Origin of the sequence: Paenibacillus sp. 2TAB26 (assembly GCF_052115145.1) — a bacterium.
GTDB lineage: Bacteria > Bacillota > Bacilli > Paenibacillales > Paenibacillaceae > Pristimantibacillus.
In genome coordinates, this window is the sequence record NZ_JBFRGC010000017.1 from 76,777 (window position 1) to 91,403 (window position 14,627).

A 14,627-nucleotide genomic window follows, 5' to 3' on the forward strand; every position below is an offset into this window, starting at 1 on the left:
GTGATTCAACTCCTGTAGAAGTCATTAATTAAACGACTTTGCGCTTCCTCTAAGCTCACCTTTTCATTGGTCTTTTGCTTTGTGTAGCTCTGAATCGGCTCAATAAATTCTAGCGCCATATCAATTTCTACATTTGATCCTCGTTGGTACGCCCCTATATTGATCAGGTCTTCCGAATCTTTATATGTAGCTAGCATTTTTTTTAGTTCATTCGCCGCATCTTGCTGTTCTTCTGTGACAATTTCCTTCATAACACGGCTGACAGAAGCTAAAACATCGATGGCAGGAAAATGACCCTTATGCGCTAGCTGACGACTTAAAACGATATGACCATCCAATATTCCGCGGACAGCATCCGCGATAGGTTCATTCATATCGTCACCATCAACAAGAACGGTGTAGAAGGCGGTTATAGAGCCTGTTGGCCCTGTCCCTGCACGTTCCAGAAGCTTTGGCAGTGCAGCGAATACAGAAGGTGTGTAACCTCTAGTAGCAGGCGGTTCACCAATAGCCAGACCTACTTCACGAAGAGCCATTGCGTACCTAGTAACGGAATCCATCATCAACATAACGTCCAGACCGCGATCACGGAAATATTCAGCAATGGATGTCGCAATTAATGCGCCCTTCATGCGAATGAGTGCTGGCTGATCTGAAGTTGCAACAATAACGACCGAACGAGACAAGCCTTCTGGGCCAAGATCCTTCTCGATAAATTCGAGCACTTCACGACCACGCTCGCCGATCAACGCAATTACGTTAACATCAGCTGAAGTATTGCGAGCAATCATGCCAAGCAGTGTACTTTTCCCTACACCGGATCCGGCGAATATGCCTACACGCTGACCACGCCCGACGGTAAGAAGCCCATCGATCGCTCTTACACCGATACCGAGTGGTTCAACGACGCGCGGACGTTTAAGCGGATTGCTTGGTTCATTATAAGTAGAATAATGCGGCATACGCCTTGGCAAAAATGAACCATCCAGCGGATTTCCAAGCCCATCGAGCACTTTACCGAGCAGCTCTGATCCGACTTGAACAGTCAAAGGTTTGCCTGTACCTACAACATCACAGCCCGGGCTAATGGACTGAAGATCACCGAGAGGCATTAATATTACTTTATTATCACGAAAACCAACGACCTCTGCCTTGATAGGCTTTGCGCCTTTGGATGGATAAATAAAGCAAACATCGCCTATGCTCGCATCAGGTCCTTCAGACTCCACGGTTAGGCCGATGACCTGAGTGACTTTGCCATTGACCCGAATGGGATCAAGCGGCTGCAAATGCTCGATATACTTAAGCACATCTAAATTATTCACTATCATAGGCTTGACCTCGTTCTTCGCCGCTATGATGAGCAAGATGTATTAATTCTTTTTTGATCTCAGCAAGCTGCGTGTCAATTCGAGCGTCTATGCTTCCAAATGAAGAGCGAATGACACAACCATTGTCTTTAACCGTCGAGTCAGGCAAAATTTGCAATTCCGCTTGAGAATCGATGGCCATATGAAGCTCTTCTCTAGCTGCTTGCACGAATGCAAGCTGTCCAGGTGCAACACATAGAGTAATAACTCCTTGCTCTCTGCGTCTAGACAATGATTTGCGAATGAGCTCGATTGCCATTTCAGGTGCCGTAGATAGCTGCTGCCCAATAATTTTTTCGGCAATCGCACAACTTAGTTCAACAAGAAAGGGTTCTGCTTCCTGAATGATTTGTTCTCTCATTTGGAATGCAGTTTTTAGCACATCCGATGCTTCAGCCAGCTTTTGCTCCCAGATCTCACGCATTTCCTTTTCGGATTGCGCGGCTCCTTCGGCATAACCAAGCTCATAGCCTGATTGCCTGGATGCTTCTGATGCTGATTCATCTTCTGTACGTTTTTCGAGCCACCATACATCGATTTGCTGCTGTGTTTCAGCAAGAAGCTTTTCGCTTTCTTCTGCTGCATCACGCAGTCTCTCTTCTGCGTATAGCTGAGCATCATTTAATATTTGATCTCGCAAAGTTATCGTTTCTTCATCAGGAACGGGTTCCATATCCTCTTCCTGATCCAGCGATTCATTGATTTCAAGATTCCGTTGATGCAACCATTCAAGTTGCTTCAATTGATCAAGAGTAATCACACTCGAAGATTTGATCAAATTAGACAATGATATCGTCTCCTCCACCACGGGCGATGATGATTTCACCTGACTCTTCTAATCTGCGAATCGTAGCAACAATGCGTGTTTGCGCTTCTTCAACATCACGAAGCCGCACTGGTCCCATAAATTCCATTTCTTCTTTGAATGTTTCGGCCATACGCTTCGACATATTGCGGAAGATCGCTTCTCTAACTTCTTCACTTGCCACTTTAAGCGCAAGCTGAAGATCGGAATTCTCGATATCGCGAATGATTCGTTGAATGGAGCGATTGTCGATATTGACAATGTCCTCGAAAACGAACATCCGTTTTTTGATTTCTTCTGCAAGCTCTGGATCTTGAATTTCAAGCGCGTCGAGAATCGTACGCTCCGTCCCGCGATCGACACCATTCAATATTTGAACGATAGAGTCGATACCGCCAGCATTCGTGTAATCCTGGGTAACGGTTGCGGACAGTTTTTGTTCAAGCACTCTTTCTACCTGCGAAATGACTTCTGGCGATGTGCTATCCATCAAAGCAATTCGCCTCGCAACCTCTGCTTGTTTCTCTTGCGGCAGCGATGAAAGAATGTGCGAAGACTGCTCCGATTGCAAATACGATAATACCAAAGCAATCGTCTGCGAGTTCTCATTTTGAATAAAGTTCAAAATTTGTGTAGGTTCCGCTTTTCTAGCGAAGTCAAATGGTCTTACTTGGAGCGTTGCCGTTAACCGGTTAATAACTTCAAGAGCTTTTTGTTCACCAAGCGCTTTCTCCAAAATGTCTTTGGCATAAGAAATGCCGCCTTGCGTGATATACTCTTGAGCCATACAGATTTGGTGAAACTCGCTTAAAATCGTTTCACGATCACTACTGTCCACTTTACGGACATTTGCGATTTCAAGTGTTAGCTGTTCAATTTCTTCATCTCTTAAATGCTTGAATATTTGAGAGGATACATCAGGTCCAAGCGTAATAAGTAAAATGGCAGCTTTCTGTCGACCAGATAATCCTTGCATTGATTTTGACACATGAACCACCTCTATTCATCCACAAGCCATGTGCGAAGAAGGTTAACGAACTCATCCGGTTTTCGTTTGGCAAGTGTTTCAAGATTTTTTCTAGCCTGACTGTCGTTGTTGACACTTTCCAAATCAAGTGTTGGATATTCCACTTTAGCTGGAGCAACCAATTCGATTTCTTCCTCGGCAACCTTCTTGCGTCTGCGTGCTAACATGTAGATGAGTCCGCCAATGATAGCAAGAGCAGCAACACCAATTCCGATAATCCAAGGTGTTGATAGTAGGCTCGATTCCTTAGCAGAACTGCTTCCAGAAAATGTTCTTGCAATAAGAGCAACTTTTTTCTCTATCAATGCGTCATTGGTTACATCTTGACCAGAATCAGCTAGTTGTGCGCGCACCAATGCAGTCAAATATGTCATAATGGCCGTTCTGCTTGCTTCATCATTCATTTGTGACTGTTCAATGCCGATACTAATAGAAAGGTCTTTTAAAACAAAAGGTCCGGATTCGATGTTGTTGTTGATTCGAGTCACATCATAATTCCGAATGGTCGAGTTCGATTCTGAAGAATTGCTGCCCGTCGCAGCCGCTTCGTAGCCTGGTACGTCAGTCTCTCCAGTTCCTGCAACACCGCCAGCGTCTCCTGAATTGCCAGTCGAAGTACTGTTATTCAGCTGTTCACTAATGATAATGCCGTTATTGTTGTTATTGTCTAGCGGCTTCACAACAGATTCTTGCGATGTCTTCTTATCGAAGTTCATGCTGCTAGAAACTTGAACGACTAAATTATCAGCTCCAACGATTGTTCCTAGAAACTGCTGGATATTTTTCTTGAGCTCAGCCTCATATTTGCGCTGAATGACGAATTGGGACTCAACCGCATCTGAATTATTAGCTATTCCGCCAGCAACATCAGAGTAGATTAATTCGCCTTGAGGGCTTGAGATCGTAATATCCTTAATTGCCAAATCCGGAACCGCTGTTTTTACCAGGTTGTAATAGCCGTCGATTTCCTTCTGACTTGGACGATAGCCAGACACGAACTTCATCATAATCGATGCTGATGCTTGCTCCGCGTCTTCTGCAGATAGAAATACACTTTCTTTTGGCAAGTTAACCAAAACCTTCGAACTGTCCACACCTTGCATCGCATTCAGCAACTGTTGAACTTCACCGTTCAAAGCATTCAAATATTTTACATTGAATTCATTTTCGGTTGTGCCAAACTGGCTTGAGCTTGCATTAAATGCTTCAAAACCAATGGAACCGTTTTGAACTAAACCTTGAGAACCTACATCTACTTTTATTCGTGCTGCATCTGTGCTCGGTACTGAAATGCTTTTCCCATTGTTGCTGAGCTGGTAAGGTATTCCGCTTCCGTCTAAGTAAGTCATAATAGCAGCTGCGTCTGTTGTATCCAAACCTTGAAAAGCAATTTCGTATTCCGTTCTCGTAAATACAATCGTTAACAAAATAATTGCTAACAATAGTCCACTAATAGATGCCCCCAACCAAATTTTTTGTTTTCTGCCCGTCTGGCTCCATAATTGTGTAAGCCTACCTCGAAACTGGGCGATTCTCTCGTTCACATTTTCACCTCACCCAAATACTATGCTAGGTCTTCATGATGGTTAAATTTGCATCCGCATCATTTCTTGATATGCCTCGACCATTTTGTTGCGGACTTGTGAGGTAAGCTGCAAACTTAGTTGCGCCTGCTCAGAAGCAATTAAAACCTTTGAAACGTCAACCTGACCTATTAAGTATTTGTCGTTAAGCTTATGAACGTTCTTTTCCTGATCACTTACATTATTAATTGCCGTTTCTAGATATTGACCAAATGATTGCGTCAATTGTGCCGGAGTCGCTTCTTGAACCGATTTAGTTTCAATGAGTTTGGTTGGCTGAACCGGGCTAAGCGACATCGCTTGTATCATCATTACTCCCCCAATACTTCATATGGAATTGTTAATCAATTACTTTCCTATTTCTAGTGCCTTAATAAACATTGATTTGGTAGCGTTTAGCGCGGTTACGTTTGCTTCGTAAGATCTTGTAGCTGCAATCATATCTACCATTTCCTTCGTTACATCCACATTCGGCATATTTACATAGCCGTTTGCATCAGCATCAGGATGCGTTGGATTATAAATGAGCTTGTTTGGCGATTGATCTTCTTTAATTCTCGTTACTTTAACTCCTTGAGCAGCGGAGTTTTCATTCATTTGCTGAGAAAGCACATTTGAGAAGGACTGCTGCAGAGGTTCAATGACAACCATCTTTCGTTTGTACGGCTGGAATTGTCCATTTACAAAACTGCCTCTCGTCGTTTCAGCATTCGCTATATTAGAAGAAATTACATCCATCCGCAGTCTTTGTGCTGATAGAGCCGAAGCGCTGATATCAAACCCTGTGGACAATTTCATCGTTAAGCTCTCCCTTCAATCGCTGTGCGCATCATTCTTACCTCATGATTAATCTGTTGGACATAAAAGTTGTAGCTTAATTGGTTTTTAGCTAGCAAAGACATCTCACGATCGACATCAACATTATTTTCATTGTTGTTCATCGAAGTTGTTTCATCGGTAATAAGTTTGGGTATAGGTACATTAGAAGAACTTGCTCCAATAGCAATATGCTTTTGATTCGTTCGTTTGCCGATCAATTGCCCTTGCGTATTTCCCATTGATTGCTCTAATAATTCCTCAAACAAAACCTCTGACCGTTTGAAATGCGGCGTATCACCGTTTGCCACATTGTTAGAAATGACGCGCTGCCGCATTTCAGCTGCTTGAAGCGCACCTTCCATTCTTCCAAATGCTGCGCCATTCAACAAATTCACGTAGTTTCACCACTTTCACATAGGGGATCTTCTTAACGTATTCAACAGATTACTGCTCATTCCTTCTTTGTTCGACAGTAAATATTAAAAAAATGAGATACATGTGTCGATTTTTGCCGACATGATAATATTCAACAATTTCCTAAATTATTACAATAAGAAAAAAGCCCTATCTTTAAAATCAGATAGGGCAAAAATGGTCTAAACGTCCTATAATTATCGCTTCATCTTATCTAATTCTTGCAATAATTGGTGATTTAATATTTTAATGTATGTGCCTTTCATGCCTAATGACCTTGTTTCTATGACACCAGCACTCTCCAGCTTCCTAAGCGCATTTACAATAACTGAACGAGTAATTCCTACTCGGTCAGCGATCTTCGATGCGACAAGCAAACCTTCCTTGCCATCAAGCTCCTCGAAAATATGCTCGACCGCTTCTAATTCGCTAAATGACAACGAACCGACCGCAACGGCAACGACTGCACGACTGCGAACCTCTTGCTCAATCTCATCCGCGCGCTCCCGTAAAATCTCCATGCCAACAATCGTTGAACCATATTCAGCTAAAATAAGGTCATCGTCATCGAAAGTACCAGACAAACGGGTCAGGACCAACGTACCTAGACGATCTCCTCCGCCAATAATAGGTACAACCGTCATAATTTCTTGATCACCTAACCGCGGAAAAGTTTCGTAAATTCCCGAATCTGGCTTCACATTCGTCATCGATTCCTGCATATCAAGAAACCGAACGTTGCTCTCTTGCGGGAAACGAAGCTCATCAGCTGATAACGTTCGCATGAAATCGTGATCAAACGCATCTACTGCGGAGCAGCCAAGTATTTTACCTCTCCGGCTGACGACAAACACATTGGTTTGAATCGTTGTACAAAGTACTTCTGCCATTTCCCTGAAACTCAGCGCTTTGCCAGCTGCGCGTTGCAACAACCGGTTCAGCGTTCTAGTCTTCGTTAGTAAAGTCATTCTAATGCCTCCCAAAACTCATAACAACTACAGTATATATTGACTCAAATCGCGATTTTGCGCAATGCTTCCGAGTTTTTCTCGAACGTATTCCGGCGTAATCGTCATTTTTTCGAGCGACAGCTCAGGCGCTTCAAAAGATAGATCCTCCAGCAGCTTCTCCAAAATCGTATGCAAGCGACGCGCGCCAATATTTTCAGTATTGCGGTTAACATCTGCGGCAATGGACGCAAGCTCACGAATCGCCTCATCAGTAAATTCGATCTGAATGCCTTCCGTTTCAAGTAGAGCTGAATACTGCTTCGTTAAAGCATTTTTTGGTTCTTTCAAAATACTTACAAAATCGTCCAAGCTAAGACTAGTCAGCTCTACCCGGATCGGGAAACGACCTTGAAGCTCTGGTATCAAATCCGAAGGTTTGGCAACATGAAACGCGCCAGCAGCGATAAACAACACATAATCCGTTTTAACGGGACCATATTTTGTCATGACAGTAGAGCCTTCAACGATAGGCAAAATATCACGTTGAACACCTTCCCTAGATACATCTGGGCCAGATCCACGTGATGGGCTCGCAATTTTGTCAATTTCATCTATGAAAATAATGCCAGATTGCTCAGCTCTTGTAATCGATTCGGTAATGACATCATCCATATCGATTATTTTGTTAGCTTCCTCCTGCGTCAACACCTTGCGAGCTTCCTTTACAGGCAGCTTGCGCTTCTTCGGCTTCTTCGGCATTAATTGACCGAACAGCTCCTGCATATTCATGCCCATGCCCTCTGGGCCCTGGCCTGAAAGCATATCCATCATATTAGGTGAGGAGTCCTCTACCTCAATTTCAATGATTTCGTTTTCCAGCTTGCCAGCCGCGAGCTGCTCTTTAATTTGCGAACGTTTTTGAAAGAGCGCATTTTCCACTTCCGGCTCTTCCTTTTGCTCTTCTGATTGCTGTTGATTGCCAAACAACATTTCAAATGGATTTTTTTGCGATTTAGCCTTAGCCGTTGACGGAGCAAGCAAAGAAACGATGCGATCATTAGCTAGCTTTTCTGCTCTGTCTTTTACTTTTTCCGTTTTTTCTGTTTTCACCATACGTATAGCTGTTTCCACTAGATCGCGGACCATTGATTCAACATCACGGCCTACATATCCGACCTCAGTAAATTTCGTCGCTTCTAGTTTCACAAATGGTGCCTTAACCAGCTTTGCCAAGCGGCGTGCGATTTCCGTTTTACCTACTCCGGTAGGTCCGATCATCAAAATATTTTTCGGAACGATTTCATCGCGCAGCGTTTCATCGAGCAAACTTCTCCGGTAACGATTGCGAAGCGCAATGGCTACAGAACGTTTCGCTGGTTTTTGCCCAACAATATACTTATCAAGCTCCGCTACGATCTGACGAGGCGTCAGTGCATCATTTCCCATTATAAAATCCCTCCGATTTCTATTCTTCGCTAAGACTTTCCGAAGTTTGGCCTTCTATCCAAAATCCTGTTACTCGATTTATACGATCTCTTCAACAATAATATTATGATTCGTGAATACACAAATTTCTGCCGCTATTTCTAGCGATGAACGTGCGATATCCTTTGCTTCCATTTGAGGTGCATGACGCTGAAGCGCTCTTGCTGCCGATAATGCGAAGCTGCCGCCTGAGCCGATTGCTAGAATGCCGTCATCTGGCTCAATGATCTCACCGTTGCCTGAAATAAGCAGCAAGCCGGTTTTGTCCATAACGAGCATCATCGCTTCCAATCTACGAAGGACACGGTCTGAACGCCATTCCTTGGCAAGCTCAACAGCTGAGCGCTGCAAGTTGCCGTGATGCTCCTCCAGCTTTGCCTCAAACTTCTCGAACAAAGTAATGGCATCTGCAACTGATCCTGCAAAACCTGCGACGACTTGACCGCGATAAAGCCTTCTTACTTTTTTAGCAGAGTTTTTCATGACCATGCTATTCCCAAAAGTGACCTGACCATCCCCGGCAATTGCACCTTTTCCCTCATGACGAACTGCGCAAATCGTTGTAGCGTGAAATTGCATTTCCATTGCTTTGCCTCCTCAAGGTTCCAAATAATTAAATTGCCATGCCTTCATTACGCAATATTATTGCAAATGTTCCTTTTTAAATTGCTCAATACCTTCCAAAGCGCGATTCGCAATCATTTCGTTCTTTTCTTTTTTGCTGCGGATCTTCTTCTCAAGCGGTGGAAATAAACCGAAATTAGCATTCATCGGTTGGAAATGCTTGAAATCGGCTGTTGTAATATAATGAGCCATACTGCCAAGCGTAGTTTGCTCCGGCAATACGAGTGGTTCAAGATCTCGAGCTAATCTTGCAGCGTTGATTCCAGCAATCAAGCCGGAAGCAGCAGATTCCACATAACCTTCAACACCGGTCATCTGGCCTGCAAAAAATAAGGTATCGCGGTTGTTAAGCTGATAGGTAGGCTTAAGCAAACGAGGTGAATTGATAAACGTATTGCGATGCATAACGCCGAAACGAACAAACTCAGCATTTTCCAGACCTGGTATTAATGAGAAGACGCGTTTTTGCTCTCCCCATTTGAGATGAGTCTGGAATCCAACTAGGTTGTATAATGTTCCTGCAGCGTTATCCTGACGAAGCTGAATTACAGCATGTGGCAGCTCACCCGTGTGCGGATTTACAAGTCCAACTGGCTTCATAGGTCCAAACAATACGGTTTGTTTGCCTCTGCTTGCCATAATCTCGATCGGCATACAGCCTTCAAAGTAGACTTCCTTCTCAAAATCTTTTACTTCTGCTTTCTCAGCTGTTGTCAGCGCTTCGTGGAAAATTTCAAATTCTTCTTCTGTCATTGGACAGTTCAAATAAGCAGCCTCACCTTTATCGTAACGGGAAGCTAAATAAACCTTGCTCATATCGATCGAATCTTTTTCAACAATTGGCGCTGCAGCATCATAGAAATAAAAATACTCTTCGCCCAGCAGCTCTTGAATTTGTGAAGACAAGCCCGGTGCTGTCAGTGGGCCTGTAGCAATAACAACAATTCCATCCTTCGGAATTTCTGTTACCTCTTCATTCCGTACTTCAACAAGTGGATGCTCATGCAGTCTGCGAGTAACTTCACCAGAGAAACCGTCGCGGTCAACCGCCAGCGCTCCTCCTGCAGGTACAGCGTGCTGATCAGCACAGCTCAAAATAAGCGAGTCTAGTCGGCGCATCTCTTCCTTTAATACTCCAACAGCATTTGCAAGACCATTAGAACGCAAGCTATTGCTGCATACAAGCTCTGCAAATTGATTCGTATGATGAGCAGGTGTTTTTGTGACTGGACGCATTTCATACAAAACGACAGGTACTCCTTGTGATGCAATTTGCCATGCTGCCTCGCTGCCTGCTAGTCCTGCTCCGATGACGGTTACTTTTTGTGGTTGTGACAAAATATATTCAATCCTTTCAGATATAGTTCACGTAGGTTGACCTTTGGCGCTACTACCTTGCCTTCAAAGGTTTTTTTATTGTAAATTAATAATTTCGAACCTTCCAATAATTTCAAACATTTTGAATGTTGTGAAGTTTTTCAACTTTAAAACTTTATAAGCTTTTTGAAGGATGAAAGAGCTTTTAGAGCCTTTCAAGCTTTACAAAACTTTTAAAACACTTTTTGTATTTTAAAACACTTTTACAACAATTTTATAACAGTTTTACAAGCATTTTAAAACATTCAATTCCTTTTTAAACATCAAACCTTTTAAAACTTCAAATCCTTTTAAAACTTAAAACTCCCACAAGCTTTTCGAACCCACCCAAACCCTCCCTTCCAAGGGAGGGCCCCAAGGACTGCGTCCTCTGGACACCTGCAATTGGACTAACCTCTGTGTTAAACAGTCGGTTATCCATCCCAATGCCGTAAGATCGCTTCCGTCACTTCGTGACACGCTTCCAGCTTGCGCTAACATAGATCTCATCCATCAGTTCGTGATACGAGTTCAGCTTGCGCAAACTTTTTTATCACATGACTAAAAAATAGTAGAAGCTTAGGCGCGATTTGAGCGATTTAAGCCATTTGAATCATCAGAATGATTGAAACCATTATAAATCGATTACAGCAGCTTAATAGCCCGTTTAACAACGGTGTCCCCCCTTTGTGAAGGGAGGACGGGTATGGCGGTTGTCATTCGATTCTGTAGTATGGTTGCTAATGCTAGCTCATGCTTAATTAATCCGTATCAGTACCTTGCTCGTCTTCATCCAATACCTCTTCGGAATAATCACATGTTGGGCAAAGCAGCTTTGCTCCGCTGCGATTGCGCTTTTCAACAAGCTTGGACTCGCCGCATTGCGGGCAAGGTTTGTTCGTCGGTTTATCCCATGACACATAATCACAGCCGGGATATTGATCACAGCCATAAAATATACGTCCCTTTTTGCTCCGACGCTCAATGATTTTGCCTTCTGCGCATTTCGGACATGTCACACCGATATCCTTGACGATCGGTTTCGTGTTACGGCAATCCGGGAAGCCCGAGCACGCAAGAAACTTGCCAAATCGGCCCATCTTATAGACAAGGTGGCGTCCGCACTTCTCACAAAGCTCATCAGACACTTCGTCTTGAATTTCAATTTCCTTCATTTCATCTTCGGCAACTTCTAATCTTTTCTCAAAGGATTCGTAAAATGTAGCGAGCACCTTTACCCAATCCTCTGTACCTTCTTCCACATGGTCGAGGTTGCCTTCCATGTTCGCTGTAAACTCCGCATCCAAAATTTCAGGGAAAAACTCTTCCATGAGCTGAATGACAAGATCTCCAAGCTCAGTTGGCATGAATTTTTTCTCTTCCATTGCAATGTATCCGCGCTTCTGAATCGTTTCCAGTGTCGGCGCATACGTACTTGGACGACCTATACCGAGCTCCTCAAGCGTCTTTACTAGTCGTGCCTCCGAAAAACGTGGCGGCGGCTGCGTAAAATGCTGTTTTGGATCTATCGATTCTGATTGAATGACATCTCCAGCGGCTAGCGGCGGCAAGAACTTATGCTCTTCAACCGTGCCGTCATCGTTGCCTTCCACATATACCTTCATAAAGCCGGCAAATTTCACTTTAGAACCAGTAGCTCTAAACGTTGTATCGCCTGCCTGCAAATCCACAGTCATCGTGTCGAGCACTGCCGACTGCATCTGACTCGATACGAAACGTTCCCATACGAGCTTATACAGTCGCAGCTGATCACGACTCAAGAACGGTTTCATTGATTCGGGATCTCTTAATATGGACGTTGGCCGAATCGCTTCATGCGCGTCTTGAGCGTTGCTGTTTTTCTTTGTGTAAATGCGTGGTTGTTCAGGCACAAAAGCTTCGCCATACTTCTCAGATATGAATTCTTTCGCTTCTTCTTGAGCGATAGGCGAGATGCGCGTAGAATCGGTTCTCATATAAGTAATTAAACCGACTGTTCCTTCTTTACCCAGCTCAACGCCTTCATACAGCTGCTGTGCTACTGACATCGTCTTAGAAGCCCGGAAGCCAAGTTTCCTTGCCGCTTCCTGTTGAAGGGAGCTCGTTATAAATGGAGGCGCTGGATTGCGTAGACGCTCCTTCTCTCTCACGTCAGAGACTGTGAGCTTGCTGCCCTTCATCGCTTGGAGAACTTCCTCAACGTCAGCTTCCTTGCCTAACTCACGTTTTTCTCCAAGAATGGAATGATATTTCGCATCAAAAGGAATTCCTGCATGAGTCAGCTTCGCAGTGATGGACCAGTATTCCTCAGGGATGAATGCATCGATTTCGTTCTCACGATCGATGATGAGCTTAACGGCAACCGATTGAACCCTGCCGGCAGACAAGCCCTTCTTCACTTTTTTCCAAAGGAGCGGACTAATCTTGTAACCAACCAATCGGTCCAAAATCCGTCTCGCCTGCTGCGCGTTAACTAAATCCATATTAATCTTTCGCGGTGTCTTAAAAGCATCCTTCACGGCCTGTTTCGTAATTTCATTAAATACAACGCGGCAAGTATCAGTCTCATCCAGCTCCAAATAATGCGCCAAATGCCAAGCAATCGCTTCACCTTCGCGATCCGGATCGGCTGCTAGAAAGACATGTTTTACTTTTTTGCTGGCATCCTTCAATTCCTTGAGAATGCTGCCTTTGCCGCGTATGGTTATGTATTTAGGATTAAAATCATTTTCAACCTCGACGCCGATCTGGCTTTTGGGCAAATCGCGAATATGTCCCATAGAAGCTTTAACGATATATTTACTACCAAGATATTTACCAATCGTTTTGGCTTTCGCGGGTGATTCGACGATAACTAAAGAATCTGCCATGTAAGGCGCCTCCTCTCTCCATTGCAAGCTATAAAGCAATATATATTGATCCGGGCTGCAATTCAATTTTGCGTTTTATACATAAATTTAGCAGAAGTGCGTTCAAATGTCCAAACGGGAAGGCGGAGAGCTCGTGCAACTCATTAATAGATAAGGGCTGATCTCGCAAAAAAGCAATCAATTTACTCTCCTCAGGCGTGAGCTCTGGCTTATTTAATTCCTGTTCGGACTTGCTCGCTGCATCTGCTTCCTTGTAAGCTTTAAGCGCTTCCGGCAGCCAATTCAGCTCATCGATAATATCTTCAACGCAGCTAATAAGCTTTGCTTCTCCGCGTTTGATGAGCGCATTTGGCCCCTCACTCTTTGGCGATGAGTTTGGACCGGGTACAGCAAACAACTCCCGAGACATGTCCATCGCATGCTGTGCTGTTATCAGAGAGCCGCTCTTCGTTGCGCCTTCCACAATAACCGTTCCTACAGATAATGCCGCAATAATACGATTGCGCTGTGGAAATTGTCCAGGATGCAGCGGAGTACCGATCGGCGTTTCTGAGACGAGCAAGCCATGCTCGGCAATTTTGTGAAACAATGATAGATTCTCAGTTGGATAACACTTATCAATAGGCGTAGGAAGAACAGCAATCGTTCCTCCCGCTCCGTACAACGCTGCTTCATGAGCTTTGCTATCGACACCTTTGGCTAGGCCGCTAACCACCGTCAAGCCTGCAGAGGAAAGCTCCTGTGCCAGCGTAGTCGCTGATTGCCTGCCATATGCGGTCGGCACTCTTGTACCTACTACTGCAATTGCTGGACGCTGCAGCAGCTCAAGACGTCCTCTAGCATACAAGACCCAAGGCGGCTGTGCAATCTCTCTTAAAATTTTCGGATATTCGGTATCATAAGGCGTTAATGCGATTGCATTTACTGCAGCAACTGCTTCTGACGGATCTTCTGTCAAAATCCATGGCCGCTCTGCATAACGTTCAGCCGCTGCTTTCGCTTGACCACGATGCAGGCCTATAGCAAGTAAATCTTCTATGCTCCATGATCGTTTATTCCAAAATTCATGGTGAACAGCCTTCTGAATTGCATGCCATCCTATGCCAGGAATTTCGTGAAAGGCAATAACCATTTGTCTACGAATATCTTGTTTTTTAGTCATCAGTACCAAGCCCCTTCTCTACTCGGGCTGGCCTACATACTTATCTATTGTGCGGTAGATAGCATAAGAATGCAAGTCAGCCGATAAAATAATGGCAATCCGCAAAAAAAAAAGCAACCTTCCAACTCCCGTTATCGGGTCGTTGAAAGGTTGCTTACCTTA

13 protein-coding genes are annotated in these 14,627 nt (G+C 44.1%); all 13 read right to left on the minus strand.

What is annotated here, in order from left to right:
* Positions 1 to 5: 5 nt before the first annotated feature.
* Positions 6 to 1,331, minus strand: a complete 1,326-nt coding sequence (gene fliI, locus AB4Z50_RS20005) for a flagellar protein export ATPase FliI (RefSeq protein WP_441881292.1) — start codon at positions 1,329 to 1,331, stop codon at positions 6 to 8.
* Positions 1,318 to 2,157 carry a FliH/SctL family protein gene (locus AB4Z50_RS20010; RefSeq protein WP_076269149.1) on the minus strand — a complete coding sequence of 280 codons (840 nt, stop codon included), beginning with the start codon at positions 2,155 to 2,157 and terminating at the stop codon, positions 1,318 to 1,320. The genes fliI and AB4Z50_RS20010 overlap by 14 nt, the downstream gene beginning before the upstream one ends.
* A complete protein-coding gene (gene fliG / locus AB4Z50_RS20015) occupies positions 2,150 to 3,151 on the minus strand; it encodes a flagellar motor switch protein FliG (protein WP_179089844.1) in 1,002 nt (333 codons plus the stop codon). The genes AB4Z50_RS20010 and fliG overlap by 8 nt, the downstream gene beginning before the upstream one ends.
* Positions 3,152 to 3,174: 23 nt before the next feature.
* Complete coding sequence (gene fliF / locus AB4Z50_RS20020) at positions 3,175 to 4,746, minus strand: flagellar basal-body MS-ring/collar protein FliF (RefSeq protein ID WP_076269148.1); 1,572 nt, start codon at positions 4,744 to 4,746, stop codon at positions 3,175 to 3,177.
* A gap of 42 nt (positions 4,747 to 4,788) precedes the next feature.
* Entirely contained in the window at positions 4,789 to 5,094 is a 306-nt protein-coding gene (gene fliE, locus AB4Z50_RS20025) for a flagellar hook-basal body complex protein FliE (RefSeq protein ID WP_076269147.1), read from the minus strand.
* A gap of 39 nt (positions 5,095 to 5,133) precedes the next feature.
* On the minus strand, positions 5,134 to 5,583 hold the full coding sequence (gene flgC, locus AB4Z50_RS20030) for a flagellar basal body rod protein FlgC (protein WP_441881295.1): 450 nt from the start codon (positions 5,581 to 5,583) through the stop codon (positions 5,134 to 5,136).
* A gap of 2 nt (positions 5,584 to 5,585) precedes the next feature.
* Positions 5,586 to 5,999 (minus strand): flagellar basal body rod protein FlgB, encoded by a 414-nt coding sequence (flgB, locus tag AB4Z50_RS20035; protein ID WP_076269145.1) that lies wholly within the window; start codon positions 5,997 to 5,999, stop codon positions 5,586 to 5,588.
* 216 nt (positions 6,000 to 6,215) lie between these two features.
* Positions 6,216 to 6,986, minus strand: a complete 771-nt coding sequence (codY, locus tag AB4Z50_RS20040; RefSeq protein ID WP_076269144.1) for a GTP-sensing pleiotropic transcriptional regulator CodY — start codon at positions 6,984 to 6,986, stop codon at positions 6,216 to 6,218.
* Between the two features lie 27 nt (positions 6,987 to 7,013).
* Positions 7,014 to 8,414 carry an ATP-dependent protease ATPase subunit HslU gene (gene hslU, locus AB4Z50_RS20045; protein ID WP_441881297.1) on the minus strand — a complete coding sequence of 467 codons (1,401 nt, stop codon included), beginning with the start codon at positions 8,412 to 8,414 and terminating at the stop codon, positions 7,014 to 7,016.
* Positions 8,415 to 8,492: 78 nt separating this feature from the next.
* Entirely contained in the window at positions 8,493 to 9,038 is a 546-nt protein-coding gene (gene hslV / locus AB4Z50_RS20050; RefSeq protein ID WP_076269142.1) for an ATP-dependent protease subunit HslV, read from the minus strand.
* Positions 9,039 to 9,095: 57 nt separating this feature from the next.
* Positions 9,096 to 10,415 (minus strand): FADH(2)-oxidizing methylenetetrahydrofolate--tRNA-(uracil(54)-C(5))-methyltransferase TrmFO, encoded by a 1,320-nt coding sequence (gene trmFO / locus AB4Z50_RS20055; RefSeq protein ID WP_441881299.1) that lies wholly within the window; start codon positions 10,413 to 10,415, stop codon positions 9,096 to 9,098.
* 779 nt (positions 10,416 to 11,194) lie between these two features.
* Positions 11,195 to 13,303 (minus strand): type I DNA topoisomerase, encoded by a 2,109-nt coding sequence (topA, locus tag AB4Z50_RS20060; protein ID WP_441881301.1) that lies wholly within the window; start codon positions 13,301 to 13,303, stop codon positions 11,195 to 11,197.
* Positions 13,304 to 13,331: 28 nt separating this feature from the next.
* Entirely contained in the window at positions 13,332 to 14,465 is a 1,134-nt protein-coding gene (dprA, locus tag AB4Z50_RS20065; protein ID WP_339208909.1) for a DNA-processing protein DprA, read from the minus strand.
* Between the last annotated feature and the right edge of the window lie 162 nt (positions 14,466 to 14,627).

What these genes read in the sequence shown, in the direction of transcription:
- hslV (WP_076269142.1), bottom strand. Translation starts at nt 9,038, where the DNA reads ATGGAAATGCAATTTCACGCTACAACGATTTGCGCAGTTCGTCATGAG.
- fliG (WP_179089844.1), bottom strand. Translation starts at nt 3,151, where the DNA reads ATGCAAGGATTATCTGGTCGACAGAAAGCTGCCATTTTACTTATTACG.
- hslU (WP_441881297.1), bottom strand. Translation starts at nt 8,414, where the DNA reads ATGGGAAATGATGCACTGACGCCTCGTCAGATCGTAGCGGAGCTTGAT.
- topA (WP_441881301.1), bottom strand. Translation starts at nt 13,303, where the DNA reads ATGGCAGATTCTTTAGTTATCGTCGAATCACCCGCGAAAGCCAAAACG.
- dprA (WP_339208909.1), bottom strand. Translation starts at nt 14,465, where the DNA reads ATGACTAAAAAACAAGATATTCGTAGACAAATGGTTATTGCCTTTCAC.
- fliE (WP_076269147.1), bottom strand. Translation starts at nt 5,094, where the DNA reads ATGATACAAGCGATGTCGCTTAGCCCGGTTCAGCCAACCAAACTCATT.
- fliI (WP_441881292.1), bottom strand. Translation starts at nt 1,331, where the DNA reads ATGATAGTGAATAATTTAGATGTGCTTAAGTATATCGAGCATTTGCAG.
- codY (WP_076269144.1), bottom strand. Translation starts at nt 6,986, where the DNA reads ATGACTTTACTAACGAAGACTAGAACGCTGAACCGGTTGTTGCAACGC.
- flgC (WP_441881295.1), bottom strand. Translation starts at nt 5,583, where the DNA reads ATGAAATTGTCCACAGGGTTTGATATCAGCGCTTCGGCTCTATCAGCA.